28 protein-coding genes are annotated in these 22,598 nt (G+C 62.5%); 14 read left to right on the forward strand and 14 right to left on the reverse strand.

The annotated features are described in order from the left end of the window. The first annotated feature begins 86 nt into the window (after positions 1-86). The 4 genes from ku to NKH21_RS22780 all read left to right on the forward strand — a co-directional run bounded on the left by ku (position 87) and on the right by NKH21_RS22780 (position 3,729). A complete protein-coding gene (gene ku, locus NKH21_RS22765) occupies positions 87-998 on the forward strand; it encodes a non-homologous end joining protein Ku (RefSeq protein ID WP_352867653.1) in 912 nt (303 codons plus the stop codon). Between the two features lie 59 nt (positions 999-1,057). Further along, positions 1,058-2,089 carry a tetratricopeptide repeat protein gene (locus NKH21_RS22770; RefSeq protein WP_352867708.1) on the forward strand — a complete coding sequence of 344 codons (1,032 nt, stop codon included), beginning with the start codon at positions 1,058-1,060 and terminating at the stop codon, positions 2,087-2,089. A gap of 215 nt (positions 2,090-2,304) precedes the next feature. Further along, entirely contained in the window at positions 2,305-2,949 is a 645-nt protein-coding gene (locus tag NKH21_RS22775; RefSeq protein WP_352867656.1) for an alpha/beta hydrolase family protein, read from the forward strand. A gap of 9 nt (positions 2,950-2,958) precedes the next feature. Further along, entirely contained in the window at positions 2,959-3,729 is a 771-nt protein-coding gene (locus NKH21_RS22780; protein ID WP_352867659.1) for an exodeoxyribonuclease III, read from the forward strand. Between the two features lie 37 nt (positions 3,730-3,766). On the opposite strand, the gene NKH21_RS22785 is transcribed toward NKH21_RS22780, so the two are convergent. From NKH21_RS22785 to NKH21_RS22795, 3 genes are all read right to left on the reverse strand, one after another. Beyond that, positions 3,767-4,231, reverse strand: a complete 465-nt coding sequence (locus NKH21_RS22785; protein ID WP_352661425.1) for a GFA family protein — start codon at positions 4,229-4,231, stop codon at positions 3,767-3,769. Between the two features lie 96 nt (positions 4,232-4,327). Next, on the reverse strand, positions 4,328-4,531 hold the full coding sequence (locus NKH21_RS22790) for a tautomerase family protein (RefSeq protein WP_352867662.1): 204 nt from the start codon (positions 4,529-4,531) through the stop codon (positions 4,328-4,330). Positions 4,532-4,565: 34 nt separating this feature from the next. Continuing rightward, positions 4,566-5,306, reverse strand: a complete 741-nt coding sequence (locus NKH21_RS22795; RefSeq protein ID WP_352867664.1) for an SDR family oxidoreductase — start codon at positions 5,304-5,306, stop codon at positions 4,566-4,568. Positions 5,307-5,406: 100 nt separating this feature from the next. On the opposite strand from NKH21_RS22795, the gene NKH21_RS22800 reads away from it, so the two are divergent. Both NKH21_RS22800 and NKH21_RS22805 read left to right on the forward strand, forming a co-directional pair. After that, the gene (locus tag NKH21_RS22800) at positions 5,407-6,312 is read left to right on the forward strand and encodes a LysR family transcriptional regulator (RefSeq protein ID WP_352867710.1); all 906 of its coding nucleotides are present in this window, start codon (positions 5,407-5,409) and stop codon (positions 6,310-6,312) included. Between the two features lie 817 nt (positions 6,313-7,129). Further along, on the forward strand, positions 7,130-8,752 hold the full coding sequence (locus tag NKH21_RS22805) for an ABC-F family ATP-binding cassette domain-containing protein (RefSeq protein ID WP_352867667.1): 1,623 nt from the start codon (positions 7,130-7,132) through the stop codon (positions 8,750-8,752). 191 nt (positions 8,753-8,943) lie between these two features. Here the strand turns inward: NKH21_RS22805 and NKH21_RS22810 are convergent, their stop codons facing one another. The 3 genes from NKH21_RS22810 to NKH21_RS22820 all read right to left on the reverse strand — a co-directional run bounded on the left by NKH21_RS22810 (position 8,944) and on the right by NKH21_RS22820 (position 11,837). Then, positions 8,944-10,815: a hypothetical protein gene (locus NKH21_RS22810; RefSeq protein WP_352867669.1), complete on the reverse strand. Its 1,872-nt coding sequence runs from the start codon at positions 10,813-10,815 to the stop codon at positions 8,944-8,946. A 419-nt stretch (positions 10,816-11,234) separates the two neighbouring features. After that, entirely contained in the window at positions 11,235-11,369 is a 135-nt protein-coding gene (locus NKH21_RS22815; protein ID WP_352867672.1) for a hypothetical protein, read from the reverse strand. A 36-nt stretch (positions 11,370-11,405) separates the two neighbouring features. After that, entirely contained in the window at positions 11,406-11,837 is a 432-nt protein-coding gene (locus tag NKH21_RS22820; RefSeq protein ID WP_352661409.1) for an SAM-dependent methyltransferase, read from the reverse strand. Positions 11,838-11,962: 125 nt separating this feature from the next. Here NKH21_RS22820 and NKH21_RS22825 point away from each other — a divergent pair, with 125 nt between their 5' ends. From NKH21_RS22825 to NKH21_RS22835, 3 genes are all read left to right on the forward strand, one after another. After that, positions 11,963-12,133 (forward strand): hypothetical protein, encoded by a 171-nt coding sequence (locus tag NKH21_RS22825; protein ID WP_023675693.1) that lies wholly within the window; start codon positions 11,963-11,965, stop codon positions 12,131-12,133. 191 nt (positions 12,134-12,324) lie between these two features. Then, positions 12,325-13,446 carry a KamA family radical SAM protein gene (locus NKH21_RS22830; protein ID WP_352867676.1) on the forward strand — a complete coding sequence of 374 codons (1,122 nt, stop codon included), beginning with the start codon at positions 12,325-12,327 and terminating at the stop codon, positions 13,444-13,446. A 352-nt stretch (positions 13,447-13,798) separates the two neighbouring features. Next, positions 13,799-14,629: a hypothetical protein gene (locus NKH21_RS22835; protein ID WP_352867679.1), complete on the forward strand. Its 831-nt coding sequence runs from the start codon at positions 13,799-13,801 to the stop codon at positions 14,627-14,629. Here NKH21_RS22835 and yghU read toward each other — a convergent pair. Further along, positions 14,626-15,513 (reverse strand): glutathione-dependent disulfide-bond oxidoreductase, encoded by an 888-nt coding sequence (gene yghU, locus NKH21_RS22840; RefSeq protein WP_352867682.1) that lies wholly within the window; start codon positions 15,511-15,513, stop codon positions 14,626-14,628. The genes NKH21_RS22835 and yghU overlap by 4 nt on opposite strands. Positions 15,514-15,765: 252 nt before the next feature. On the opposite strand from yghU, the gene NKH21_RS22845 reads away from it, so the two are divergent. Beyond that, positions 15,766-16,671, forward strand: a complete 906-nt coding sequence (locus NKH21_RS22845) for a S1C family serine protease (RefSeq protein ID WP_023675699.1) — start codon at positions 15,766-15,768, stop codon at positions 16,669-16,671. 15 nt (positions 16,672-16,686) lie between these two features. Here NKH21_RS22845 and NKH21_RS22850 read toward each other — a convergent pair whose 3' ends face one another. The 5 genes from NKH21_RS22850 to NKH21_RS22870 all read right to left on the reverse strand — a co-directional run bounded on the left by NKH21_RS22850 (position 16,687) and on the right by NKH21_RS22870 (position 18,627). After that, on the reverse strand, positions 16,687-17,298 hold the full coding sequence (locus NKH21_RS22850) for a hypothetical protein (RefSeq protein WP_352867685.1): 612 nt from the start codon (positions 17,296-17,298) through the stop codon (positions 16,687-16,689). 43 nt (positions 17,299-17,341) lie between these two features. Beyond that, on the reverse strand, positions 17,342-17,524 hold the full coding sequence (locus tag NKH21_RS22855) for a hypothetical protein (protein WP_352867688.1): 183 nt from the start codon (positions 17,522-17,524) through the stop codon (positions 17,342-17,344). Positions 17,525-17,756: 232 nt separating this feature from the next. Continuing rightward, on the reverse strand, positions 17,757-17,939 hold the full coding sequence (locus tag NKH21_RS22860; RefSeq protein ID WP_352490958.1) for a DUF3606 domain-containing protein: 183 nt from the start codon (positions 17,937-17,939) through the stop codon (positions 17,757-17,759). Between the two features lie 11 nt (positions 17,940-17,950). After that, positions 17,951-18,259, reverse strand: a complete 309-nt coding sequence (locus NKH21_RS22865; RefSeq protein ID WP_352661393.1) for a hypothetical protein — start codon at positions 18,257-18,259, stop codon at positions 17,951-17,953. Beyond that, the gene (locus tag NKH21_RS22870; protein ID WP_352867691.1) at positions 18,256-18,627 is read right to left on the reverse strand and encodes a hypothetical protein; all 372 of its coding nucleotides are present in this window, start codon (positions 18,625-18,627) and stop codon (positions 18,256-18,258) included. The genes NKH21_RS22865 and NKH21_RS22870 overlap by 4 nt, the downstream gene beginning before the upstream one ends. Between NKH21_RS22870 and NKH21_RS22875 the strand changes: the two genes are divergently transcribed. Both NKH21_RS22875 and NKH21_RS22880 read left to right on the forward strand, forming a co-directional pair. After that, complete coding sequence (locus tag NKH21_RS22875) at positions 18,626-18,796, forward strand: hypothetical protein (protein WP_352867693.1); 171 nt, start codon at positions 18,626-18,628, stop codon at positions 18,794-18,796. The two genes, NKH21_RS22870 and NKH21_RS22875, sit on opposite strands and share 2 nt — an antisense overlap. A 122-nt stretch (positions 18,797-18,918) precedes the next feature. Continuing rightward, positions 18,919-19,878 (forward strand): prohibitin family protein, encoded by a 960-nt coding sequence (locus tag NKH21_RS22880; protein WP_352867694.1) that lies wholly within the window; start codon positions 18,919-18,921, stop codon positions 19,876-19,878. 61 nt (positions 19,879-19,939) lie between these two features. Here the strand turns inward: NKH21_RS22880 and NKH21_RS22885 are convergent, their stop codons facing one another. Then, the gene (locus tag NKH21_RS22885) at positions 19,940-20,506 is read right to left on the reverse strand and encodes an RBBP9/YdeN family alpha/beta hydrolase (protein ID WP_352867696.1); all 567 of its coding nucleotides are present in this window, start codon (positions 20,504-20,506) and stop codon (positions 19,940-19,942) included. 110 nt (positions 20,507-20,616) lie between these two features. Here NKH21_RS22885 and NKH21_RS22890 point away from each other — a divergent pair, with 110 nt between their 5' ends. Then, the gene (locus NKH21_RS22890) at positions 20,617-21,090 is read left to right on the forward strand and encodes an Lrp/AsnC family transcriptional regulator (protein WP_352867698.1); all 474 of its coding nucleotides are present in this window, start codon (positions 20,617-20,619) and stop codon (positions 21,088-21,090) included. A gap of 5 nt (positions 21,091-21,095) precedes the next feature. Here the strand turns inward: NKH21_RS22890 and NKH21_RS22895 are convergent, their stop codons facing one another. Continuing rightward, positions 21,096-21,572, reverse strand: a complete 477-nt coding sequence (locus tag NKH21_RS22895; RefSeq protein ID WP_245274655.1) for an Lrp/AsnC family transcriptional regulator — start codon at positions 21,570-21,572, stop codon at positions 21,096-21,098. Between the two features lie 157 nt (positions 21,573-21,729). Here NKH21_RS22895 and NKH21_RS22900 point away from each other — a divergent pair, with 157 nt between their 5' ends. Further along, a complete protein-coding gene (locus tag NKH21_RS22900; RefSeq protein WP_352867700.1) occupies positions 21,730-22,482 on the forward strand; it encodes a tryptophan 2,3-dioxygenase family protein in 753 nt (250 codons plus the stop codon). The last annotated feature ends 116 nt before the right edge of the window (positions 22,483-22,598 follow it).

Genomic DNA, 22,598 nt, shown 5'->3' on the forward strand with positions numbered 1-22,598 from the left:
TGTAGGATTTCGGCAGCCCCGTTCGTCCTGCGGACGAATGAACGCTGCAAACAGTTCGACAGCACAAGGCCGCGTAGGAGTATTTCATGGCGCCCAGGGCAAGTTGGAAAGGTTACCTCAAGCTCAGTCTGGTCAGCTGTCCGGTCCGGCTCTATCCGGCGACCAGCGCCAGCGAGCGCATCAGCTTCAACCAGCTGCACAAGAAGACGCACAACCGCATCAACATGAAACCTGTCGACCCCGAACTCGGGCTGGTCGAGCGCTCGGATCTGGTCAAGGGCTACGAATACGAGGACAAGCAGTACATCATCATCGAGGACTCCGATCTCGATGCGGTACGCATCGAATCCAACCATACGATGAACATCGAGGCCTTTGTCGACGAGCATTCGGTCGACGTCATCTATCAGGACGCGCCCTATTACCTGGCACCGGACGGCGCAATGGCCGAGGAGACCTTCGCCGTGCTGCGCGAAGCGATGCGCAAATCCGGCAAACTGGCGATCGCCCGCCTGGTGCTGTCCAGCCGCGAACGCGTGGTGACGATCGGCGCGCACGAGAACGGCATGTTCGTCTGCACCTTGAGGAATCCGAACGAAGTGCGTGGCACGGCTGAATATTTCGGCAATATCCCGGCCGGAAATCCCGATCCCGAAATGCTGCAATTGGCCGAAGCGCTGATCAAGCAGAAGGAAACCACCTTCGACCCGAAGAATTACGAGGACCGCTACGAGATCGCGCTGATGGCGATGATCCGCGAGAAGCTCAAGGGCCACAAGCCGATCATCGCGGCGGCGCCCGAGCGCGGCAATGTCATCAATCTCATGGATGCGCTGAAGGCGAGCCTGTCGCAATCGGCCAAGCCGCCGGCCAAGTCCAAGAGCAAAGCCGATGAGGCAGCGAAACCGGCAGCCAAAGCAAAGTCCGCCAAGGGCGGCGCCAAGGAAAACCCGCTCAAGGCCAATCTGCTGCAGGCCGTCGGTAAGAGCAAAGGGTGACGGCGCCCACTGGCACGATCTTCGGCACCATCGGCGCGCTCGCGGCGTTTCCGCTTCGCATGGCGGCGCGCGAGGTCGCGCGCCAGCACGGCCAGTTGCGGCGCGGAGTCACCAGACGGACCACCCATGTCGTGTTCGGGCGGACGTTCCTCGCCAAGGCTGATGATGCCGAGATCGAGCGCCGCGTCGTCACCGAGCGCGCGGCCGGGCGCAAGCTGGTCAGCGAGAACGGCTTCCTGCGCCTGCTTGGCCTGATGAAGGCGCCGGAGGCTTCGGCGCTGTCGCGGCAGTCGCTGATCGACCAGTCGCGGCTGACCGGCGCGGATCTCGACCTTTTGTCGCTGTTCGATGCCTTCGAACATGATTGCGAACCGTATTCCTTTCGCGACCTGATCCTCGCCCGCAAATATGCCGGGCTGGCCGCCGGCGGCGCCTCATGGGCGGCGATTGCGCGCTCGGTGCACCGCTCGGGCCCGATCGCCTCGCTCACCGCCAAGTCGCTCGCCGTCGGCTCGCAGCATGGGCGGGCCGACGCGATCTATCTCGAGGGAGGCCAGAGCGAACTCGACGGCCAGCTGCTGTTCGATCTGGGGACGCAGGATGATGATACGCTGGAAGAGCTGTTCGCCGAAGCCGAGGCGGCTGAAGAGGCTGAAGACCACGAGCAGGCCGTGGCACTCTACCAGCGCTGTCTGGCCATCGACCCGAGCGATGCCATCGCCGCCTTCAACCGCGCCAACTGCCTGCGTGCCGCCGGCCACGCGGCCGAGGCGGCGCACGACTATGCCCGCGCGATAAAGCTCGATCCCGGCTTCGTCGAGGCCTGGTTCAATCTGGCCGGGCTGATGAGCGAAGAGGGGCGGGTGGCGTCGGCGCGCCGCCATTTGCTGAAGGCGATCGCACTGGATGCGAAGTACGCCGATGCGGTGTTCAACCTTGCGAGGCTGGAGTTCGACGCCGGCAATCTCGCCGAGGCGCGGCGGAGCTGGGTGCGCTATCTCGAGCTCGATGCCAATTCCGAATGGGCGCGTATGGCGGCCAAGGGAATACAGTTCGTGGATTTGCAGCTGGCGCGGATGTCGGCAGGGTAAGGTAATCCAATGCCTGCGCTTGAACACCCCCCTCTGTCCTGCCGGACATCTCCCCCGCAAGTGGGGAGATCGGCAGCTTCTCCTTACTGCCCGCCTTCCAACGTTGGTGATTGGCGAAAGCGATGGCGACATCCAATCTCCCCCCTTGCGGGGGAGATGGCCGGCAGGCCAGAGGGGGGTGGGACGGAACGCGGCCTCTATAAGTGGGCCGCCCCATGACCACCTTCCTCTTCGACGGCCCCGACACTGCCCCAATCGCCATCTTGCTCGCCCATGGCGCCGGGGCGCCGATGGACTCTGCCTCGATGGCCGCCACGGCAAAAGCGCTCGCCGCGGCCGGCTTCCGCGTTGCGCGCTTTGAATTCCACTATATGGCGGCCCGCCGCTATGGCCACCGCAAGCCGCCGCCGCGCGCCGAGACGGTTAACCCGGAATACGTCAAGGCGATCGCCGACCTCCGGGCGAAGGGCGTGAAGGGTCCGCTGATCATCGGCGGCAAGTCGATGGGCGGACGCGTCGCTTCGATGATCGCCGACGAGATGTTTTCGAAGGGCGAGATCTCGGGCCTGCTTTGCCTTGGCTATCCCTTCCATCCGCCGGGCAAACCGACGCAGCTTCGGACAAAACACCTTGCCGATCTCAAGGCGCCGACATTGATCTTCCAGGGCACGCGCGACGAGTTCGGGACCAAAGACGAGGTCGCGACCTATGATCTGTCCGACGCGATCGAGATCTTCTGGCTGGAAGACGGCGACCATGATCTGAAGCCGCGCAAAAACATCTCCGGCTTTTCCACCGCCGATCATCTGAAGACGCTCGCTGATGCGGTGAAGGCGTGGACCGAACGCATCGTGCGCTGAAGCAGGCCGATGAAGATCGCCACCTTCAACGTCAACAACATCAACGGCCGGCTGCCGAACCTGCTCGCATGGCTGGCCGCCGCCAAACCCGACATCGCCTGCCTGCAGGAGCTCAAGACCAGGCAGACGCAGTTTCCGCGCACCGCGCTGGCGGCCGCCGGCTACGGCGCGGTTTGGATCGGGCAGCCGACCTGGAACGGCGTCGCCATCCTTTCGCGTGGCTCAGAACCCGTTCTGACCCGCGAGGCGCTGCCCGGCGACGATAGCGACCAGCAGGCGCGCTACATCGAAGCGGCGGTCAACGGCATCGTCATCGCCTGCCTCTACGCGCCGAACGGCAACCCGCAGCCCGGCCCGAAATTCCAGTACAAGCTGGCCTGGCACGAAAGGCTGGAGGCGCATGCTGCGCAGTTGCTCGACACCGGCCTGCCCGTGGTGCTGGCAGGCGACTACAACATCGTGCCCGAACCGCGCGATATCTACCCGACCCGCTCCTATGACGACAACGCGCTGGTGCAGCCGGAAAGCCGCGCATCGTTCCAGCGCCTGCTCGATCAAGGCTGGCTTGACGCGCTGCGCAAGAAGCACCCGAGCGAGACGCTCTACACATTCTGGGACTACCGCCGCAATCGCTGGCCGCGCGATGCCGGCCTGCGACTCGACCATATCTTGCTCTCGAAGAAGCTGTCGCGCCGGCTGGTAGCGGCGGGCATCGACCGCGACGTGCGTGGCGAGGCCGGCGCCAGCGACCACGCGCCTGTCTGGGTGGAGTTGCGGTGAAGCATGAAACTGGCGCCGCCTTCCGGGCGGCAACCAGTCAGGTTGGCCGCGCCGCTTCGCGGGCGAACGCTTCGATCAAAGGGGCGTATCCCTCAAGGTCGGGCTGCGTAGCGAAACTGTGGGTAGCGGCGGTCGAAGCCCAGGGCAGCTTTTCCGACGTGAAGACTTCGACGAAAGGCACATACCAATAATGTTCGTCCAGCATGGTCGCGCGAACGTTGACGAAAAAGTCCAGGCCATGCGGACGCGTGAACATCCAGTTCTTGCAATGCGGGCAATAGAGTTGCCGGTGCGGGCCGTGCAGGCCGCCGACCACCGGCTCGCCTTGCGTTATGGCGAAACCGTCGCTGGGCACGGCCATGGTCAAGGAATACGCGCTGGCGCTCAGCTTCTGGCAGCCGGTGCAGTGACACGCAGTCGTCAGCAAAGGCGGCGCGCTGATGCGAAAGCGTATTCCGCCGCACAGGCAACCGCCGTCCCAAGGTAGCTTCCAATCGTCCATTGCTGGCCTCGCCTTAGCCTCTGCCAGCGATCTAGCGCGCGACCTCTAAGCTGCAATCTCCCCTTGACGGTCCCACGAGGGAGGAGATCGGCAGCTTCACGTCTTCCGCTCAGGAATCGTGAACACCACGTCGGCGCGGCCGTAGCCGCCATCGGCGACCTCCTCGATCAGCACCATCGTGTAGGGCCGAACGCCTTCGCCGAACATCTCGACGAACAGGGCCGTGGTCTTGTGGACGAGGTCCTCCTTCTGTCCGGCGGACAGCGCGCGCTCAGGCACCTTGAAGTTTGCAAATGGCATGATGTCGATTTCCTGTTGGTTGCTGGAAGTAAAGTCAGACCGTGCCGCCATTGGCGCGCAGCACCTGGCCGTTGACCCAGCCGCTGTCCGGTCCGGCGAGGAACGACACCACGCCGGCGATGTCAGCGGGCTGGCCGAGCCGCCCGAGCGGGATCATCTTGGTGATCGTCTCGACCAGTGCCTCGGACTTGCCGCCGAGGAACAGCTCGGTGGCCACCGGCCCCGGCGCCACGACATTGACGGTGATGCCGCGCAGCCCGAGTTCCTTGGCCAGCACATGCGTCATCGCCTCGACGCCGGCCTTGGTGGCAGCGTAGACACCGTAGGTCGGCTGGTAGAGCCCGACCACGCTGGACGAGAAGCTGATGATGCGGCCGCCTTCGCGCAGCCTTCTTGCGGCCTCGCGCATGCCGCGGAAGACGCCGCCGAGGTTCACCGCGACCTGCTGCTCGAAACCGGTGTCGTCCATCTGCGCGATCGGCGCGAGCTTCATGATGCCGGCATTGTTGACCAGCACGTCGAGGCCGCCAAAGGCCTGCTCGGCTGCGTCGAACAGATGCGCCGCGCCCTTGGGATCGCCGACATCGGCCTGAACTGCGATCGCCGTGCCGCCCGCTGCCTCGATCCCGCGCACCACGCCTTCGGCGGCTTCGGCGCCCCTGGCATAGTTGACGACCACCGAAAAGCCGTCGCGTGCCAGCCTTCTGGCAATTTCGGCACCGATACCCTTCGAGGCGCCGGTTACAAGCGCCGCCTTTCCATTCCGCGTAGTCATGTCAGCTCTCCAATTCTTGTCGGCTGAAAATAGGCGACAAATCCTGCGGGATAATCGCTCGGGACTTGCCAACACCATTCGGATATGGCGAACAATGGCGATGGACAGTCTCGACCGGATGCGCCTGCTTGCCCGTGTGATCGAGCGCGGCAGCTTCACCGCGGCGGCCGCCGATCTGTCGATGTCGCGATCGACCGCCACCGAAGCGATCAAGGACCTCGAGGCGCGGCTGGGGGTGAGGCTGCTCGAACGCACCACGCGTCATGTCAGGCCGACATTGGACGGCCAGGCCTATTACCAGCGCTGCCTTGCCATCCTTGCCGATGTCGAGGATGCCGAGGCCGGCTTTCAATCGGCGCAACCGCAGGGCCTTTTGAGGATCGACGTGCACGGCTTCATGGCTCGTCATTTCATCCTGCCGCGGCTCTCCGAATTCCTTGACCGCTATCCCGGGATCGACCTGCATATCGGCGACGGCGACCGGCTGGTCGATCTGGTGCGCGAGGGTGTCGACTGTGTGCTGCGTTCCGGCGAACAGGCCGACAGCGGCATGATCGTGCGGCGGGTGGCAACATTGCGCGAAGTCACCTGCGCCAGCCCCGCCTATCTCGACAAGCACGGCATGCCGGCAACCCCCGACGATCTCGAAGGCCATCTGATGGTCGGCTTCCGCTCGTCGCGGACCGGTGAGGTCATGCCGCTCGAATTTACCGTCGGCGGCGCGTTGCGCTATGTCAGCCTGCCCAGCCGGGTGACGGTCAACGGCTCCGACACGATGGCGGAGCTGGCGCGTCTCGGCTTCGGCCTGGTGCAGGCGCCGCATTACCGCTTTGCCGGGGATTTCGCACGCGGCACGCTTGTCGAAGTGCTGCCGGATTACCCGCCGTCGCCGACACCGCTGTCGGCGCTCTATCCACAGAACCGCCAGCTCGCGCCACGGGTACGCGTGTTCATCGACTGGGTGACCGGGATTTTTGGCGAGGATGGGACATCGGGCCGGGCGTGATCGTGCACCGGGCCGCCGGCTACTTTGCGAAGGGCGATCGGACGAGATAAACATTGCGCTTGGGTTTAGTGACAAGCGCACCGGGACCAGCGCAAAATCCATGTCAACGGCGAGCCTATCGCCATGCAGCGGAGCGGCGCGCGCTTCACCGGTAGTGTCCTTGTGCCGGCCGGTGCGACTTGCGCACGGGCGCGCCGCCGGCGCCTATGAGGTGACCGGCGGGATCGGGTGATGGTCCTGCTGCAATCAACGTGTTGACCAAATGCAGTAGCCAATAGGGAAGCTCCAGTGAGAAGATTTCTTATAGTCGGCGCGATTATGCTCGCAACTTACGGCGCGTCGCACGCCCAGACTGTGGACGAAGGCATCCACCGGGACGCGCATGGGCCGTCGACGATGTGCGGTTTCCACGGTGCTGACGCAATGGATTTGGTCAAGCAAGTGAGGGCGTCTCCAGCCTTGCGTCGGGTTACTGCCTCATCCCGCTTCGAACTATTCGTTTCTGCTGACGGGCTGACGCAGTGGAGTTTCACAAGGCCCACCGAACCGGCGTATCCCGCCATAACCTGCAATCGCCTCCGCAGGGACCGGCAGGGCAGTTTGTACCAAACACGGACTATGCGATGCGAAGCGGGTCGCCGGGCATGCGATGGGCTCTTTGCCGAGTTCCAGCAGCTGGACGAGCGATTCCGGCGGGCGATGCGCAAGTAGGATTCAGACAATTTGGCGCGGGGCGCCTCACCACTTGCGGGCTTCCGCCGGCGCGGCCTATCGCGTATTGGCGCGGGAACTCTCCTTTGGCCTTTCCCGGAAAACCATGATTCGTCTCGAAAGCATCAGCAAACAGAACGGCAGGCAGATCGTCTTCATCGAAGCCTCCGCCGCGTTGCAGAAGGGCGAGAAGGTCGGGCTGGTCGGGCCTAACGGCGCCGGCAAGACGACGCTGTTTCGCATGATCAACGGCGAAGAGCAGCCCGACGAAGGCCAGGTCTCGGTCGATCGCGGCGTCACAATCGGCTATTTCAGCCAGGATGTCGGCGACATGGAAGGTCGCAGTGCCGTTGCCGAAGTGATGGACGGCGCCGGGCCGGTGAGCGAAGTGGCGGCCGAGATGCGCGAGCTCGAGCACGCCATGGGCGACCCCGATCGCGCCGGTGAAATGGACGAGATCATCGCCCGCTACGGCGAGGCGCAGCATCGCTTCGAGGAGCTCGACGGCTACGCGCTGGATGGCCGGGCGCGCGAAGTGCTGGACGGCCTTGGCTTCAGCCAGGAGATGATGGACGGCGACGTCAGCAAGCTGTCCGGCGGCTGGAAAATGCGCGTGGCGCTGGCCAGGATCCTTTTGATGCGGCCCGACGCCATGCTGCTCGACGAACCGAGCAACCATCTCGACCTGGAAAGCCTGATCTGGCTGGAGCAGTTCCTGAAGAACTATGACGGTGCGCTGCTGATGACCTCGCACGACCGCGAGTTCATGAACCGCATCGTCAACAAGGTGGTCGAGATCGACGGCGGTTCGCTGACCGCTTACTCCGGGAATTACGAATTCTACCAGCAGCAGCGGGCGATTGCCGACCGGCAGCAGCAGGCGCAGTTCGAGCGCCAGCAAGCGATGCTGGCCAAGGAGATCGCCTTCATCGAGCGCTTCAAGGCACGCGCCTCGCATGCCGCCCAGGTGCAGAGCCGGGTGAAGAAGCTGGACAAGATCGACCGGGTCGAGCCGCCCAAGCGCCGCCAGAAGGTATCGTTCGACTTCCAGCCGGCGCCGCGCTGCGGCGAGGACGTGGTGACGCTGAAGAACGTGCACAAGGGCTATGGCAGCCGCTCGATCTACGAGGGATTGGATTTTCAGGTGCGCCGCCGCGAGCGCTGGTGCGTGATGGGCATCAACGGCGCCGGCAAGTCGACGCTGCTGAAGCTGGTGGCTGGCGCTTCCGAGCCGGATAATGGCACGGTGGCGCGCGGGCCGAGCGTCAAGATGGGCTATTTCGCCCAGCACGCCATGGAAGTGCTGGAGGGCGAGCGCACCGTGTTCCAGACGCTGGAGGATGCATTTCCGCAGGCCGGCCAGGCGCCGCTCAGGGCACTCGCCGGCTGCTTCGGCTTTTCCGGCGACGAGATCGAGAAGAAATGCCGCGTGCTATCGGGCGGCGAGAAGGCGCGGCTGGTGATGGCGCTGATGCTGTTCGATCCGCCCAATTTGCTGGTGCTGGACGAGCCGACCAACCACCTCGACATCGCCACCAAGGAGATGCTGATCACGGCACTGTCGCAGTACGAGGGAACCATGCTGTTCGTCTCGCATGACCGCCATTTCCTGGCGGCGCTGTCGAACCGGGTGCTGGAACTGACGCCCGAGGGCATCCACAGCTATGGCGGCGGCTATACGGAGTATGTCGAGCGCACCGGGCAGGAGGCGCCGGGGTTGAGGGGGTAGCGAGGCTGCGTTCTCTGTCGAATGCGATTTTGTCTAATGCGATTTACCAAAAGACTGCTTTCAACCACCGCTGAGGGCCTACGGCGTTGATCCGGCTGCGTGCGCGACAACCTTCAACCGCATCGTACGTCAACATTGCTGTGACGAACGCGCGCATCACCAGCCCGCCGTCTTCCGTTGCCCAGATTCAGTTACTTTGGACAATTATTTGCGTTAGTTAGAGGCAAACCGATCGCACCCCTCATAAGGTTCTCTCTGAAATCCAGCATGCATTCTACCGTGCTCGAAATTGCGTATCTCCAACCCTTGCCGTCATCGGCGATAGAGGGTGTCAGCACCAATTCGGAAACCTGCGTAAATTGCATTGGCGGGTGAAGTTTGGCTTTGTCACTGATTAGGAAAGACGGAAGCGTACAAGAGGGTCCATAATCGCCGCATGCCTTAGTTGGCCAATGTGCGCCGCCGCCCAAGCCGTCTTTGTCGTCAAAACCAACGGGACCTTCTTTTGTATCACTAAATTGATGGCAACCTGCGCACGTCTGAGTACGGAGACGATCGACGACGTTGTTTGCCGTAATTGCCGCGGGAGCCCCAATAGCTGCAAGATAGTCTTGAAGATCTGTAGCAACGGACGCATTCATGGCGAATGCAGCTAGAACGTCGTCTACTTCATTCGGGTTGCATTTCGACGGGCCCACGCATGGCACTGGACTTCCCGCAACGCTATCATAAGCGTTTGCGCTGCTCTTGGGGAGAGAGAATATAATTGAGTTGATGTCGTTTACGCGATCGAATTGGCCGCCCCCTAAAAGGCTCCTTGTCTGAGCTCCAATAGCGGTGATCAATGGCGGCAGTCGCGGATCAGCCTCTGTTCCGACAGTACCCGGCCTGAACAAAGAAATATCGGGATTCGACTTAGTCGTGTCTGGAACGATGAGAACAATGTTATTAACTGTGAGGGTACGAAACTCCCTGAGGACCCAGTTGTTCGGGTCAATATTAATAGAACTAGGCGTTCCCGGTGTATAATCGTGCGGCGGAATGGACGGCTTGACCAAAACGTTGTTAATAAACTGGTTAGTGCGAATTTGTCCGGAATCGAAAGAAAGATTACGAATATTTACAACCTTCGACGGCAGTCGGCCGAACGATCGGCCATCAGGAGCCTTCATATTGCCGTTTAAGAAGAAATCTTTCAGCCTCTCCCCACGTGTTGTCGCAGACGCAGGTTCTGAGAGACTGCCCCAGAACTTAAGAATAGGAAGGCAGCCTTCTGGAACAATCACATCGGATTTCTCGCGTCTAGGATTTGGGTTTTTAATCCGAAATTCAAAAGAGATGAGGTTCCGATTAAAAATATCACCCTCGTGCAGCTTGCCATCCGGAGACAGAGAAGGCGGAGTCGTTTTTCCAGAATTCCGCGCAAATATGATGCGGTACTCGCCGCAGTCCCTGTATCGGATCTTCCCATTCCCTAGCTTTCGCCCGGGAGTGAGAAGATCAAATCTATTACTGAAAGCGATGGCGCTATATGCGGCGAGATTGTTGGGAGGCGCAACCTTCTCATCAGAAAATACTTTCTGCTCGGTCGCTTGGGCACCCTCCAATCGTGGGCAATCGTACGCGAAGTGTCCCAGTTTATCTTTGGGAGGGACGTTGTCGCAATGCGGACCCCGGACTAAACCTGATTGTTGATTTTGGGTATCCCACCATTGATGAAAAAGCATTTCCTTGCCAAAAAGTGGGTTGCCGCTTTGTTTCGCTAGTTGATCCATCACCTCAGAAAACGTGATGGCGCTGACCGTATCCACGTCCGTAACTAGCAGCGACAGGTAGCGATTGAACACCGTACTGGGTGTGATTTCTGGTCTCTCTTTAGTATTGAGCGCGTCGAGACGTACAAAGCCTCGCTCTGGTGGGTTACCGATTGAACTGGCTGCTTCCTTTGCCCACTCGGCCTCAAATTGTTCCAATTCTTGACTTTGAGTGTGATAGCTCGCAGACCCCACAGATAGCGCTATACATGCAGCCAGCATGATATTGCGTTGCAGCATTCGAAACATTTCGAGCCTCCCCCCAATTTTGAAACAAAGATAAAAGATTTATCAACGCATACAACGGGTGACACCTATTGGAGCTGCCTTTTACCCCTTTGTTCGGATAAATTCTATGGCAGAGGATAAAAATTTGAATATTGAGACGGCGATCCGGTTGGTGGTGTTTCAGCGGAAGCTATCACAACCTGATTGCTTAGTCTTTTAGTGTCCCCATTGTGTGCTCTGTTCCACCAGATTGGCCCTTCATCTGCTCTATCATATTCACACATCTCTGCTGACATCGATTGACTACGAAGGGACGCGCCGGAAACGCGAGTCTTTTCAATGTCCGCGGTCGCGCGCGGCGCCAGTACTTTCAACATTGATGGTCATCTAAGCTGTTGATCTTGAATCGGTTTTTGCAATGTGTGAATCCGATAGTTGATCTACTGGCGGGCGAGCGCACCGAGTTCCAGCCGCTGGAAGACGCGTTTCCGCAGGCCGGCCAGGCGCCGCTTAGGGCGCTGGCCGGCTGCTTCGGTTTTTCCGGCGACGAGGCCGGCTCTGCCGCTCACGGTCACGTAGACGCTCGATTCCGGAGGCCGAGCACGAGCTGTTCAGCCATGTATCGCAATTTCGCGCAGCGGATCGCCGCCGTCGATGAACAGCCGGCCTTGCGCGGTCAACGCCGCCTTGAGCCGTTGCAGGGCGATTTTTCCTGCTTCGGGATGACGCCCGTCCAGCGCGCCGACGCGCACCGCAACGGCAATGTCGAAGTGCTTCTCGTCCGCCTCCAACTCGAAATCCTCGATGGCGACCTGGCGAAGGCTCAGCCGGCCTGCCGCAATCTCGGCGCGTGAGGCGGCTCCGGCCTGTGCGATGGCCTTGGCCGAGCGGTCGATCGCCAGCACGTGCCCGCCGCCGATCCGGCGCGCGATCTCGCGCGCTGCTGCACCCGGTCCGCAGCCGATCTCCAGCACTCGCATGCCTTGCCGCAAGGGCAGCGCATCGACGATGGCCAAAAGCCTTGGCGACAAGTCGTTCGCCATACCCTCTTCTCCAGCTTTTTCGCGATCCGAGATTAGCGATCACGCCCGGCGACGGGAAGGCCGAGAGACGCGGGCATTGCCGATGGGGTCAGCTGGTGTTTTGGGTACTGGTTGAGGAGGGGGGAATGATCGACATCGAAGAGGTCGACGATCCGGTCTCGACCGCGGGCGACCGGGCGGACCCCGAGCGGCCCGGCGTCGTTGACCTGAGGGGTAGGGAGGGAACTGGCGCCGAGCCTAACCGGTTGGGGGGTAGATCACCGGCCGTTTATGTGTATACGCTCAAGCTAATATAAGAGCAAGCTAATGTTTTGCGTCAGCGATGTGCGCGATTGTTCTGGTCAGTGGCCGGTTGTGGCTTCCTGCCGCGCCCTCCAACCGGCCAAACACCGCTTATTGCCTTCAAGTCCTGGCTCCAATGCTGTACCCCGGCCCGAAATTCAAGGAGCCTGCGATGACCTCACATCCCGACATCCCCGACGCCGGCATGGCGGTCGATGCGGCCGGCGTGGCAGCCGATGACCGGCGCGCTCGCGCGGAGGATGCCGCATGGCAGGACGATGTTCGCGAGGGCGTGCGGCATATAGGCGATCTGGATTCTCTGCCGCTGTCGCCGGCCGAGCGGGCGGCGGCCGAAGCCGCGGCCACGCGCCACAAGGTTCGCATTCCCAAGGCCTATCTCGACCTGATCGACTGGAACGACCCCGCCGATCCGATACGGCTTCAGGTCATCCCGTCGCCCGACGAACTGGCAGAGCAGGAGGGCGAGCTCGACGATCCGATCGCCGACCACGCCTTCAGTCCGGTGCCGCGATTGACGCATCGCCATGCCGACCGGGTTCTGTTGTTCCCGACCTATCAATGCGCGGTCTATTGCCGGTTCTGCTTTCGCAAGGAGCAGCTGACGTCGATCGGCCGCGGCTATACGCGCGAAGCTCTCGATGAAGCCTTCGCATATATCGCGGCCCATCCGGAAATCCGCGAGGTGATCCTGACCGGCGGCGACCCGCTCTCCTTGCCGGACAGGGCGCTGGCGGAAATTCGCGCCCGCGTCGAGGCGATCCAGCATGTGCGGCTGTTGCGCATCCACACCCGCGTGCCCGTCGCGCTGCCGTCGCGCGTCACCGGCGGGCTGGTTCAAGCCTTGCAAGGCCGGCTTATGGTCACGGTCGTCACCCATTTCAACCATCCGCGCGAAATCACCGAGGCGACCGAGCGGGCCAGCCGCACGTTGCGGCAGGGCGGCTTCGTGCTGCTGAACCAGAGCGTTCTGCTGAAAGGCGTGAACGACACGGTGGAGGTGCTGGAAGAGCTGTGCCGCGAGCTGATGTATCGCCTTGGCGTCAAACCCTATTACCTGCACCACGGCGATCTCGTGCGCGGCATGGCGCACCGGCGCACCACGATCGCCGAGGGCCAGGCGCTGGTCAGCGCCTTGCGTGCGCGCCTGTCGGGCATCTGCAACCCCGTCTACGTGCTGGACCTGCCGGACGGCGGAGGGAAGGTGCCGCTCGGCCAGTCCTATCTCGAGGCGCACAAAGGGGAGACGTGGCGGATACGTGGGCTTGATGGGGTTGGGAGGGTGTATAGGGAGGTTGCTGGGGAGTAGGGGGCGCGCAGCCGCCGAACCGTCGAGGTCGCGTTCAGCTTAGGCAGTAACGTCCCATATAGATATCATGGTCTAGACAGGACATGTTCGGTTCTGGGAATGTGCATTGGACGTTCCGCTAGTTTAGTCAACTAATATATATCGCCCAACTGATGTCGTCGTTTTTGGGCTAGTGGGAAAACCTGCCTGCTGCTTGTACGACGGTGCTTAAGGCGACATTTTACAACCGGCTCGCAAAGCTCCTTTTTGTTGATGTCAGCCTAAAGCCGGCTGGTGTTTCGACGCGGCGTTGAGGCTATAAAGCCGTTCAACCGTGCGGTATCGAGGTGCGCGTCGGCCGGTCGAAGAGGGGATGATCGCCATCGACGGAACGCCAAACGTGATCTTGCTGATCGGCAGCGCCCCCGATGTGGTGCGCTGCGCGGCCTGGCCCAAGCAGGCCTTCGGCAAGATCGTCGCCATCAACAACGCCTGGCGCGTGCGCCCCGACTGGGATTTCCTCGTCCATGCCGGCGATTTCCCGGCGGAGCGGATGCCGCAAGGCGATCCCTTGCAGCAGGCGCAGATATTCAGCGCCTTGCATTATGTGCCTGCGCAAAACAGCTTTGGCGGCTTCGTCTATGCCGGCGGCACCATGTCGATGACGGCGGCCTACTGGACGATCCACAGCCAGAAGCCTGACGTGCTGGCATTCCTTGGCTGCGACATGATCTACGATCAGCCCGGCAACACGCATTTTTACGGCGTCGGCCGCGCCGACCCTTTGCGCAACGACGTGACGCTGCGCAACCTCGAGGCGAAGTCGGCCCGCCTGCTCATCCATGCGCTCCGGCGCGGCTGCCTGTGCGTCAACCTATCCGACCTGCCCCGCAGCCGGCTGATCTTCCCGCGGCTGACGCTCGACGAACTCAGCGCGCTTTCTTCCTCGCAACTTTCGGAAATGAAGGCGGAGATGCTTGCCGGGCTGCGGCTCGATCAGGCGGAGGAGGCCGACAGGATCGAGAACGAACTCGGCTATTTCTTCGAGGACGGCATGTACTGGAAGCACCTCGACAAACTCGACGAGAAATTCCTGGCCAACATCGACCGGCTGTGGATGGCGGCGGTGGAGACGGGCTTGAGCAGTCGGCCGAAGCTGCCGATCTCCCCTACAAGGCGGGAGATCGGCGCGTCGTCCGCTTAACTTTTGGCCGCCGCGAGCTTGTCTTGCGTCTTGGTCTCGAAATCGCTGGCGTCATGGCGCTCGTGCAACTGCATCGAAGGCTCGCCGAAGGTGCGGTTGACCATGCGGCCGCGCTTGACCGCCGGCCGCGCGTCGATGGCGTCGGCCCAGCGCTGCACGTTCTTGTACTGCTCCACCTGCAGGAACTCGCCGGAATCGTCGTACATGCGGCCCTTGGCCAGCCCGCCATACCAAGGCCACACCGCAATGTCGGCAATCGTGTAGTCGCTGCCGCCGAGATACTCGCTTTCGGCCAAGCGACGGTCGAGCACATCCATCTGCCGCTTGGTTTCCATGGCGAAGCGGTCGATGGCATATTCGATCTTCGACGGCGCATAGGTGTAGAAATGGCCGAAGCCGCCGCCGAGATAGGGCGCCGAGCCCATCTGCCAGAACAGCCATGACAGGGTCTCGGGGCGAGCCGGTTGCTCCGTCGGCAGGAATTCGCCGAACTTTTCGGCGAGATAGAGCAGGATCGAGCCGGATTCGAAGATGCGGATCGGCTTTTTCCCGCTGCGGTCCATCATGGCCGGGATCTTGGAGTTGGGGTTGACCTCGACGAAGCCGCTGCCGAACTGGTCGCCATCGTTGATCCTGATAAGCCAGGCGTCGTATTCGGCGCCGCTGTGGCCGAGCGCCAGAAGCTCCTCCAGCATGATCGTCACCTTGACGCCGTTCGGTGTCGCCAGCGAATAAAGCTGCAGCGGATGCCTGCCGACCGGCAGCTGCTTGTCATGCGTCGGGCCGGCGATCGGCCGGTTGATGCTGGCGAAAGCGCCGCCATTTGCCTTGTTCCAGGTCCAGACTTTTGGCGGCGTGTATTGGTCCGTTGTGTAGTCGTTCATTCGGGAGGCCTTTGGAAAGGGTTGGGTTGGGAGGATATCAGGGTATCAACATGGGTAATGGCGGAGGAACTTTGCATAGGGCAGCTTGGGATAGCCGTAGGTACAGATAGGGCTGCCGGCGCTGGTGCAAAACCCCGGCGCGAACGAGGCGGCGCCGGTCCACGCCAAAGCCGGCGCCACCTCTTGCGCCTGATCACCTGCGCCATACCTATAGCCCATATCGGCCCTGCGAACATTGCCAGGAACCAAAGCATGAATATCGAACCCCTTTTGCGATCCATCGTGGCCGTCCGCGCCACCGTGCCGGAGGACGCCTTCACGGCAAACACACTTGGCACCCGCCGCGAGGGCAGCGGCGTGGTCATCCGCGGCGACGGGCTGGTGCTCACCATCGGCTATCTCATCACCGAGGCGGAGGAGGTCTGGCTGGCCGACCAGGACGGGCGCGTGGTTCCCGCCCATGCGCTCGCCTACGACCAGGAATCGGGCTTCGGCCTGGTGCAGGCGCTGGCGCCGCTCGGGTTGCCCGCCATTGCGCTCGGCGATGCGTCCAGGGCGAAGATCGGCGATCCCGTCGTGCTCGCCGACGGCGTCGGCCGCTCCGTGCGGGCGCGGATCGTCACCAAGCAGGAATTCGCCGGCTATTGGGAATATCTGCTCGACGAGGCGATCTTCACGGCGCCGGCTCACCCCTCATGGGGCGGCGCCGGCCTGATCGGCGCGGATGGCAGGCTGCTCGGCATCGGTTCGCTGCGCCTGCAGATGAGCCGCAACGGTGAGGTCGCCGACATCAACATGGTTGTGCCGATCGATCTGCTGCCGCCCATCCTCGACGATCTGCTGACGCGCGGGCAGGTCGCCAGACCGCCGCGGCCCTGGCTCGGCGCCTTCTCGGCCGAGAGCGACGGCAAGGTCGTGGTGATGAGCGTCGCCGAGGGCGGTCCGGCCGCCCAGGCGGGCCTTCGCCAAGGCGACGTCATCTCGGATGTCCGCGACACGGCGGTCGACGGGCTTGCCGATTTTTATCGCAAGCTTTGGAAGAGCGGCCCGGCGGGCGCCGAGATCCCGCTCCGGGTGCTGCGCGACGGCCGCGAAACCTGGCTGCGCGTCAAGTCCGCCGATCGCAACAGCCTGCTGTGGAAGCCGCCGCTGCAGTGAGGCAACCGAAACCTCTCACTCTCCGCAAGCGCTGAAGCCAGTGCCCGGGGTCCATTCCGCAAATGGGATGACCTTGCCTTCGACCGATACAGTCGCTTGCCTGGTGCTGCCGTCCGCCAGTTTCTTGCTGCTTTTGCCCTTGCCGGTCAGTACATTGTAGTCGCAGTCGCCGGCAACATTGTCGTCCATGTAATCCCAATACTCGTAGGAGAAACCGGCGACGACGAACGTGCCGTTGCGCCAGGCGAGCGTCAGCGTCTTGTTGGTCCGCTCGCTGCCGATCTCCATCGCCGGAATATAGAGCTTGATCGAGCCGTTGGGGAGCACGGTGAGTTCGGGCTCGGTGTCGGATGTGGCGGGGCCCGGCCGGTCGTAGTTCTTCCATTCACCGTAAATCTGTTCATGCACGACCCCGGCAGGTCTGAGAAAATCGCCGTCGCGGTCCCTGAGGAACAAATGCAGGTCCATGGCATGGCCGGGCTCGGTCTCGACGATCATTGCCAGATCGGCGGCGCCGTCGCCGTTCCAGTCGCCGGTCGCCGCCGTGATGATCTTCTGGGTCTCGATCGGCTCCGCCAGGGCGGCGGCCGGCAGCAGCAGGACCAGACCGAATATTGTCGATCGCATGTAAATCCCCCGAGCTTGGGCAGGCCTGAGACGCAAGCGCTTCTCAGGAGGCCCGGCTCTGCCGCATCTCGGAACGGCTCGTCTCGTTGAGCAGCCGGCAGAGCGAAACCGCTTCACGACGGCTCAGGCCGATCAGCGCGATTTCCGAAAATTGCGCCGGCAGATCATGAACGATGTCCCACACCATCCATCGGCCGTTCGGCTCCATGACACATTCATAGCGCAATAGTTGTTCCTGCATCCGACCCCCGGCTTTGCTCACAGGACTGGTACAGTGTCGAGGTAAATGAGTTGTTGCGCCGCGAGAGTATTCCGCGGCTGTCAAAACCAGGCGTTGAATCCCGCAGCCGCGACGCGACGAGCAGCGGCCGGCACCGGGCCGATGGTGCCGATACGCTCGACAAGGCGGCAGGGCAGGGACGCTTCTGGCGTGAACGGAGGCCGCCGCCAAAATTGGATCAGGCGTTGCGGCTAGCCATATGCGCGTCGAGCTTCCTCCTCGAGGGGCCGTAACGCTTGATGATGGTTGCGGCCTCGCTTTGCGGTATGCCGTATTTGCGGGCAAAAGCAGCGACCTCGTAAGGCTCTTCGCTGGAGACCAGTTTGCGATCCTGCTTGGTCTTGGATTTGTCGTCGGCCATGGCGTCCTCCATCACATCTGGTCGTTATAGGGCTCCTTGGTCCGGCCGACCATCCTGGCCAGTTCGGCAAAGGACGGTACGCCGGTTTCACCCTGGGCATTGTTGGCCGCCTGCAGCAGCCTGAGCGGAAAGCAGACGGCGTCGCGGTTGGATGGCGACATGTCTTCATAGAGACGCTCGTCGCTGGTCATCGCCGCCTCGGCCCGGCGCAACGCGATGTCGACCTCGTCGACCGACAGCAGGCCCTTGTGGACCAGCGCGTTGTTGACGGCCGCGATCGCCATCATCAGTCCTTCGAGCTGGAGATTGGCGACGTTCATCGTCTTGCGTCCTTGCCGGGCTTCTTGGCGGTGCCGTCTGGCCGGATCGCTGCGCGGGGCGGGTTCTGGCCCTCCGAATGCCGGGTCTTGTCGTCGAAATCGTCAGCCGGCCTGGTCAATCCCATGCCGCCGGGCGGTGGCTTGTTGCCGGCCGCATCCTGCGAGAATTCGTCGGCCGCGTCGGGGCTCGTCTTTGCCGGATATTTCCTCGCTCCGGTCTCGTAGCGGTTCGGGTCGTCGGCCATGTCCTGTGCTCCGGTTGCAATGAGCAGATAACTTTCATGCGGCGGCAGCGGTTCCGTGGCGAAATCGACGTTGCCGGTGCGCAAGCCTTCGCAATCTGTCGGGTTTCGTGCATTCTTGTGCATGCCAACGATGCTTCGCTCCGACGCGCCGGCAAAATGCTGCTCCTACTGCGGCGGGCGCGACCACGACTACGAGGATTGCCCGAAGCGCAAAAGCGATGCCGAACGGCAGAAGGAGACGCCAGGCAACGCGCACCAGCCCGCTGCCGCGGCTGCAGGGGAAATCCGCTAGCCAGTCTGAACCACCCCGCCGGTCCGGCCGGCCGGCGCGAAGGCCCTTCCATGTCCAGAGGATTGCAATGCCGCCACTATTGTGGGCAAAAGCAGCACGGGCAATCAGGTTGGGGTGGGGCAATGACCGAAACGCAAGGCAATTCAGGCCGTCCGCAGGGCAAGCCGGGGACGGCATCGGGGTCGATCGGTTCCGGCCTGATCGCACTCGTCGTCGTGGCGCTCGGCGTCTTTGCGCTGTTTGGGTCCTGGTATACGATCGACCAGGGCGACCGCGGCGTGCTCTTGACCAACGGGGCGCTGAGTTCGGTCGTCGATCCCGGACTGCATTTCAAGCTGCCGTGGCTGCAGCGCGTCGAGAAGATCAGCCTGCGCCAGCAGGTGCTCAAATGGGGCTGCGAAAACCAGAACGATTGCAGCGGCCTGCCGGCCATGCAGGCCTATTCGCGCGACCAGCAGCCGGCCGACATGCGCGTCACCGTCAACTTCCACGTGCCGGCCGCCGAAGTCAGCAACGTCTACACCAATTACGGGTCGATCGAGGCACTGGCCGACCGTGTCATTGCCAGGAAAGCACCGCAGGAGATCAAGACGGTGTTCGGCCAGTACGACGCGGTGTCGGTGATCCAGAACCGGGCGAAGTTCAACAAGGACGTCGCCGAGGCCATCGCGGCGGTAACCGACGGCCCGGTGATGATCGATAGCGTGCAGGTCGAGAACATCGATTTCTCCGATGCCTACGAGCAGGCGGTCGAAGCCAGGATGACGGCGCAGGTCGAGGTGCAGAAGCAAGAACAGAACCTGCAGCAGGAAAAGATCAAGGCCGACATCGCCGTCACCCAGGCCAAGGGTCGCGCCGACAGCGTCAAGGCCGAAGCCGAGGCCAGCGCCTACAAGACCAGGGTCGAAGGCGATGCGACCGCGGGCGCCATCAAGGCTCGCGCCGCCGCAATCGCCAACAATCCGCTGCTGGTCGAACTGACCAAAGCCGAGAAGTGGGACGGGGAGTTGCCGAAGTCGATGATCCCGGGCTCCACCGTACCGTTCCTCGAACTCAGCACCCCCGCCGCAGCATCGAACTGAGGCGCGGCGCCGCGGCCGCAAACCAGATCAGGACCGCCGCGCGGTAGCCGTCCCAGTGCGGTCAGGGTTGAAGCACGGCGCCTCGGGCGATTGCTTGCGTTTGCCTGAGAAAAGCAGCCAGCAGTTCCATTCCCGCCGGCCAGTCGCCGAGACCGCTGTCGCCATTGATGTGGCCAAGCGGCCCGGCGATATGGAGATCGCTGCCCCAGCGCTCGGATTTCGCCCTGACATAGTCCAGCGAGCCGTAGGGATCGTTGGTGCTGGCGACAATCAGCGACGGAAAGCGAAGCCGTTGTTGCGGCGCGTCGGCGAAGGCCCGGGCGGAGGAGGGGAAGGCCGGCGACGCCGGGTCCGGAACCGCGACCAGCAACGCGCCGCTGATCTCGCGGGTGGAGATCCGCTGCCAGTGTACGACGAGCAGACAGCCGAGGCTATGGGCGACAAGCACCGGCGGTGTCCTTGCCTGGCCCACAGTGGTGTCCAGCGCAGCCACCCAGTCGTCGAAATCCGGCGCGTCCCAGCTCGCCGGATTGATCCGCCGCATCGCCGGGTTTGCCTGCTGCCAATGCGTCTGCCAGTGGGCTTTGCCCGATCCGCCGATGCCCGGCACAATGATGAAGTCGGTCATGCGAAGGCCTTCTCTCCTGATGCAGCGCGCAAATTCTAGGTCTTCTCCCGGGCGGCGGAATGGGAGATCATCGGAAAGCAGCGAAGAAATCCGATGGATTAAAGGCGATCATGCGGAACGGCGATTATCGGCCAAGGTTCGATCCCACCGATCTGGCGATCATCGAGATCATGCAGGAGGACGGCCGCATCGGCATCTCCGAGCTTGGCCGCCGCGTCGGCCTGTCCCAGCCCGCCACCTCGGAACGGGTGAAGCGGCTGGAGGAGCGCGGCGTCATCACCGGTTACAAGGCGGTGATCAATTCGGCAGCGCTCGGGCTCGGCACCATGGCGGTCATCCGCTTGCGCACCACGCATGAGCATATCCAGGCCTGCCTGAAGAAGTTCGCCCAATTGCCGGAGGTGGTCGAGGTGCTGCGGGTGACCGGCGAGGACTGTTTTCTGGTCAAGGTCGTGGTCCCTTCACCGCCCGATCTTGAAAGCATCGTCGACAGCATCGGCCACTACGGCACGGTGACGACAAATGTGGTTCTGCGCGCCGAGCAACCGAAGCGGCTGGGACGCGAATTGATGACCAGGGCCTGACCGGTCTATCGCTTGGTCTGCGTATGCCCGACGGCATTGGCGAACGAGATGCCGCCCTTGATCTCGCGCATCGCCATCGAGGTGATCGTGCGCCGCACGCCGGGCAGCCGGCTGAGCTCCTCGCGCAGCATCCTGTCGAGCGCCATCATGTCGACGGTGACGATCTGCAGGAGATAGTCGGCCTCGCCTGTCGTGGCGTGGCAGCGGCGGATCAGCGGATGCTTTTTGACCGCCGCCTCGAAGGCGTCCGACAGCTCGAAATCGATCGACACCTGGATGAAGGCCTCGATGCCGAAGCCGAGCTTGGCCGGGTCGATGCGGGTCGAGTAGCCGCGGATGACGCCGGCGTCCTCAAGCGCCTTGACCCGCTTCCAGCACGGCGTCTTGCTCAGGCCGACCTCATCGGCGAGCGCGGCAAAGGAGATGCGGGCCTCGCGTTCGAGCGCCGCGACGATCTTCCGGTCGACCGCATCCAGCATCATTCGTTCTTCCTAGCCGCTTCAGGAACAACTTTCGTCCTTCGTTTCCCGCCAATCGAATAACAGAAAGGGACAATGTTCGGCAAGAAAGCGATTAGACTCAGGGGACCGGGATCCAACAAGCGCCTGCGGTCCAACGGCCGGGGCAAGGAGCATGGCCATGGACAAGCAGGACTATTATGCCCGCATCGAAACGCCTGAGATGCGCGACTATGGCGTGTACCTCAAATGCGACAGGCTGCTCGCCTGCCAGAAGCCGCTGGCCGAGATGGTCAATGCCGACGAGCTGCAGTTCCAGATCGTGCACCAGGTCGAGGAGCTGTGGATGAAGCTCATCGCCTACACGTTGGTCGATGTCGTCGATTTCCTGGAAAGGCAGGACACGCATCGCATCATCACGCTGATGGGGCGCGTGCATCGGCTGATGCGCATGATGACGGCGCAGCTCGACCTGCTCGAAACCATGTCGCCCAAGGAGTACCAGCAGATCCGGCTGCAGCTCGGCAATGGCAGCGGTCAGGAATCGCCGGGCTTCAAGCAGCTGTTGCGCCTGCCGCCCGATCTGTGGCGGGCCTTCAAGGCGTCATACCTCGACGGCCGCGGCCTCTCGGTCGAGGACGTCTACGATGCCGGCTACGATCACGGCGACAGCTATGTCGTTGCCGAAGCGCTGGTCGAGTTCGACGAGCTGTTCCAGAAATTCCGTGCCAACCATCTCTATCTCATCCACCGCACCATCGGGCTCGGTGCCAAATCGCTGAAGGGCCGGCCGGTCGAATTGCTGGAGGCCGGCGCCCGCCACCGCTTCTTTCCGGAACTCTGGGATATACGCTGGACGATGACCGACCGCTGGGGCAGCCAGTATGGAACGGTACGGGAGCCGATCAGCCAGCCGGGGGCCAAGGTGGGGTAGTTCCAGACTTGGGTTCCTCGCCCGCGCGAAGCCTATCGCATTCACACATCTGGGTTGCGCTTTGCGGCGAAGCTCGATTCTATTTCGGCCGGAAAAGCCGAAGGAGGGTTGAATGA

The organism is Mesorhizobium sp. M1329, assembly GCF_040318035.1.
Taxonomy (GTDB): Bacteria; Pseudomonadota; Alphaproteobacteria; order Rhizobiales; family Rhizobiaceae; genus Mesorhizobium.

Bases quoted from the DNA above. Each gene is read 5' to 3' on its own strand.
- ku (WP_352867653.1), top strand. From the start codon at position 87: ATGGCGCCCAGGGCAAGTTGGAAAGGTTACCTCAAGCTCAGTCTGGTC.
- NKH21_RS22770 (WP_352867708.1), top strand. From the start codon at position 1,058: ATGGCGGCGCGCGAGGTCGCGCGCCAGCACGGCCAGTTGCGGCGCGGA.
- NKH21_RS22775 (WP_352867656.1), top strand. From the start codon at position 2,305: ATGACCACCTTCCTCTTCGACGGCCCCGACACTGCCCCAATCGCCATC.
- NKH21_RS22780 (WP_352867659.1), top strand. From the start codon at position 2,959: ATGAAGATCGCCACCTTCAACGTCAACAACATCAACGGCCGGCTGCCG.
- NKH21_RS22785 (WP_352661425.1), bottom strand. From the start codon at position 4,231: ATGGACGATTGGAAGCTACCTTGGGACGGCGGTTGCCTGTGCGGCGGA.
- NKH21_RS22790 (WP_352867662.1), bottom strand. From the start codon at position 4,531: ATGCCATTTGCAAACTTCAAGGTGCCTGAGCGCGCGCTGTCCGCCGGA.
- NKH21_RS22795 (WP_352867664.1), bottom strand. From the start codon at position 5,306: ATGACTACGCGGAATGGAAAGGCGGCGCTTGTAACCGGCGCCTCGAAG.
- NKH21_RS22800 (WP_352867710.1), top strand. From the start codon at position 5,407: ATGGACAGTCTCGACCGGATGCGCCTGCTTGCCCGTGTGATCGAGCGC.
- NKH21_RS22805 (WP_352867667.1), top strand. From the start codon at position 7,130: ATGATTCGTCTCGAAAGCATCAGCAAACAGAACGGCAGGCAGATCGTC.
- NKH21_RS22810 (WP_352867669.1), bottom strand. From the start codon at position 10,815: ATGTTTCGAATGCTGCAACGCAATATCATGCTGGCTGCATGTATAGCG.
- NKH21_RS22820 (WP_352661409.1), bottom strand. From the start codon at position 11,837: ATGGCGAACGACTTGTCGCCAAGGCTTTTGGCCATCGTCGATGCGCTG.
- NKH21_RS22825 (WP_023675693.1), top strand. From the start codon at position 11,963: ATGATCGACATCGAAGAGGTCGACGATCCGGTCTCGACCGCGGGCGAC.
- NKH21_RS22830 (WP_352867676.1), top strand. From the start codon at position 12,325: ATGGCGGTCGATGCGGCCGGCGTGGCAGCCGATGACCGGCGCGCTCGC.
- NKH21_RS22835 (WP_352867679.1), top strand. From the start codon at position 13,799: ATGATCGCCATCGACGGAACGCCAAACGTGATCTTGCTGATCGGCAGC.
- yghU (WP_352867682.1), bottom strand. From the start codon at position 15,513: ATGAACGACTACACAACGGACCAATACACGCCGCCAAAAGTCTGGACC.
- NKH21_RS22845 (WP_023675699.1), top strand. From the start codon at position 15,766: ATGAATATCGAACCCCTTTTGCGATCCATCGTGGCCGTCCGCGCCACC.
- NKH21_RS22850 (WP_352867685.1), bottom strand. From the start codon at position 17,298: ATGCGATCGACAATATTCGGTCTGGTCCTGCTGCTGCCGGCCGCCGCC.
- NKH21_RS22860 (WP_352490958.1), bottom strand. From the start codon at position 17,939: ATGGCCGACGACAAATCCAAGACCAAGCAGGATCGCAAACTGGTCTCC.
- NKH21_RS22865 (WP_352661393.1), bottom strand. From the start codon at position 18,259: ATGAACGTCGCCAATCTCCAGCTCGAAGGACTGATGATGGCGATCGCG.
- NKH21_RS22875 (WP_352867693.1), top strand. From the start codon at position 18,626: ATGCCAACGATGCTTCGCTCCGACGCGCCGGCAAAATGCTGCTCCTAC.
- NKH21_RS22870 (WP_352867691.1), bottom strand. From the start codon at position 18,627: ATGCACAAGAATGCACGAAACCCGACAGATTGCGAAGGCTTGCGCACC.
- NKH21_RS22880 (WP_352867694.1), top strand. From the start codon at position 18,919: ATGACCGAAACGCAAGGCAATTCAGGCCGTCCGCAGGGCAAGCCGGGG.
- NKH21_RS22885 (WP_352867696.1), bottom strand. From the start codon at position 20,506: ATGACCGACTTCATCATTGTGCCGGGCATCGGCGGATCGGGCAAAGCC.
- NKH21_RS22890 (WP_352867698.1), top strand. From the start codon at position 20,617: ATGCGGAACGGCGATTATCGGCCAAGGTTCGATCCCACCGATCTGGCG.
- NKH21_RS22895 (WP_245274655.1), bottom strand. From the start codon at position 21,572: ATGATGCTGGATGCGGTCGACCGGAAGATCGTCGCGGCGCTCGAACGC.
- NKH21_RS22900 (WP_352867700.1), top strand. From the start codon at position 21,730: ATGGACAAGCAGGACTATTATGCCCGCATCGAAACGCCTGAGATGCGC.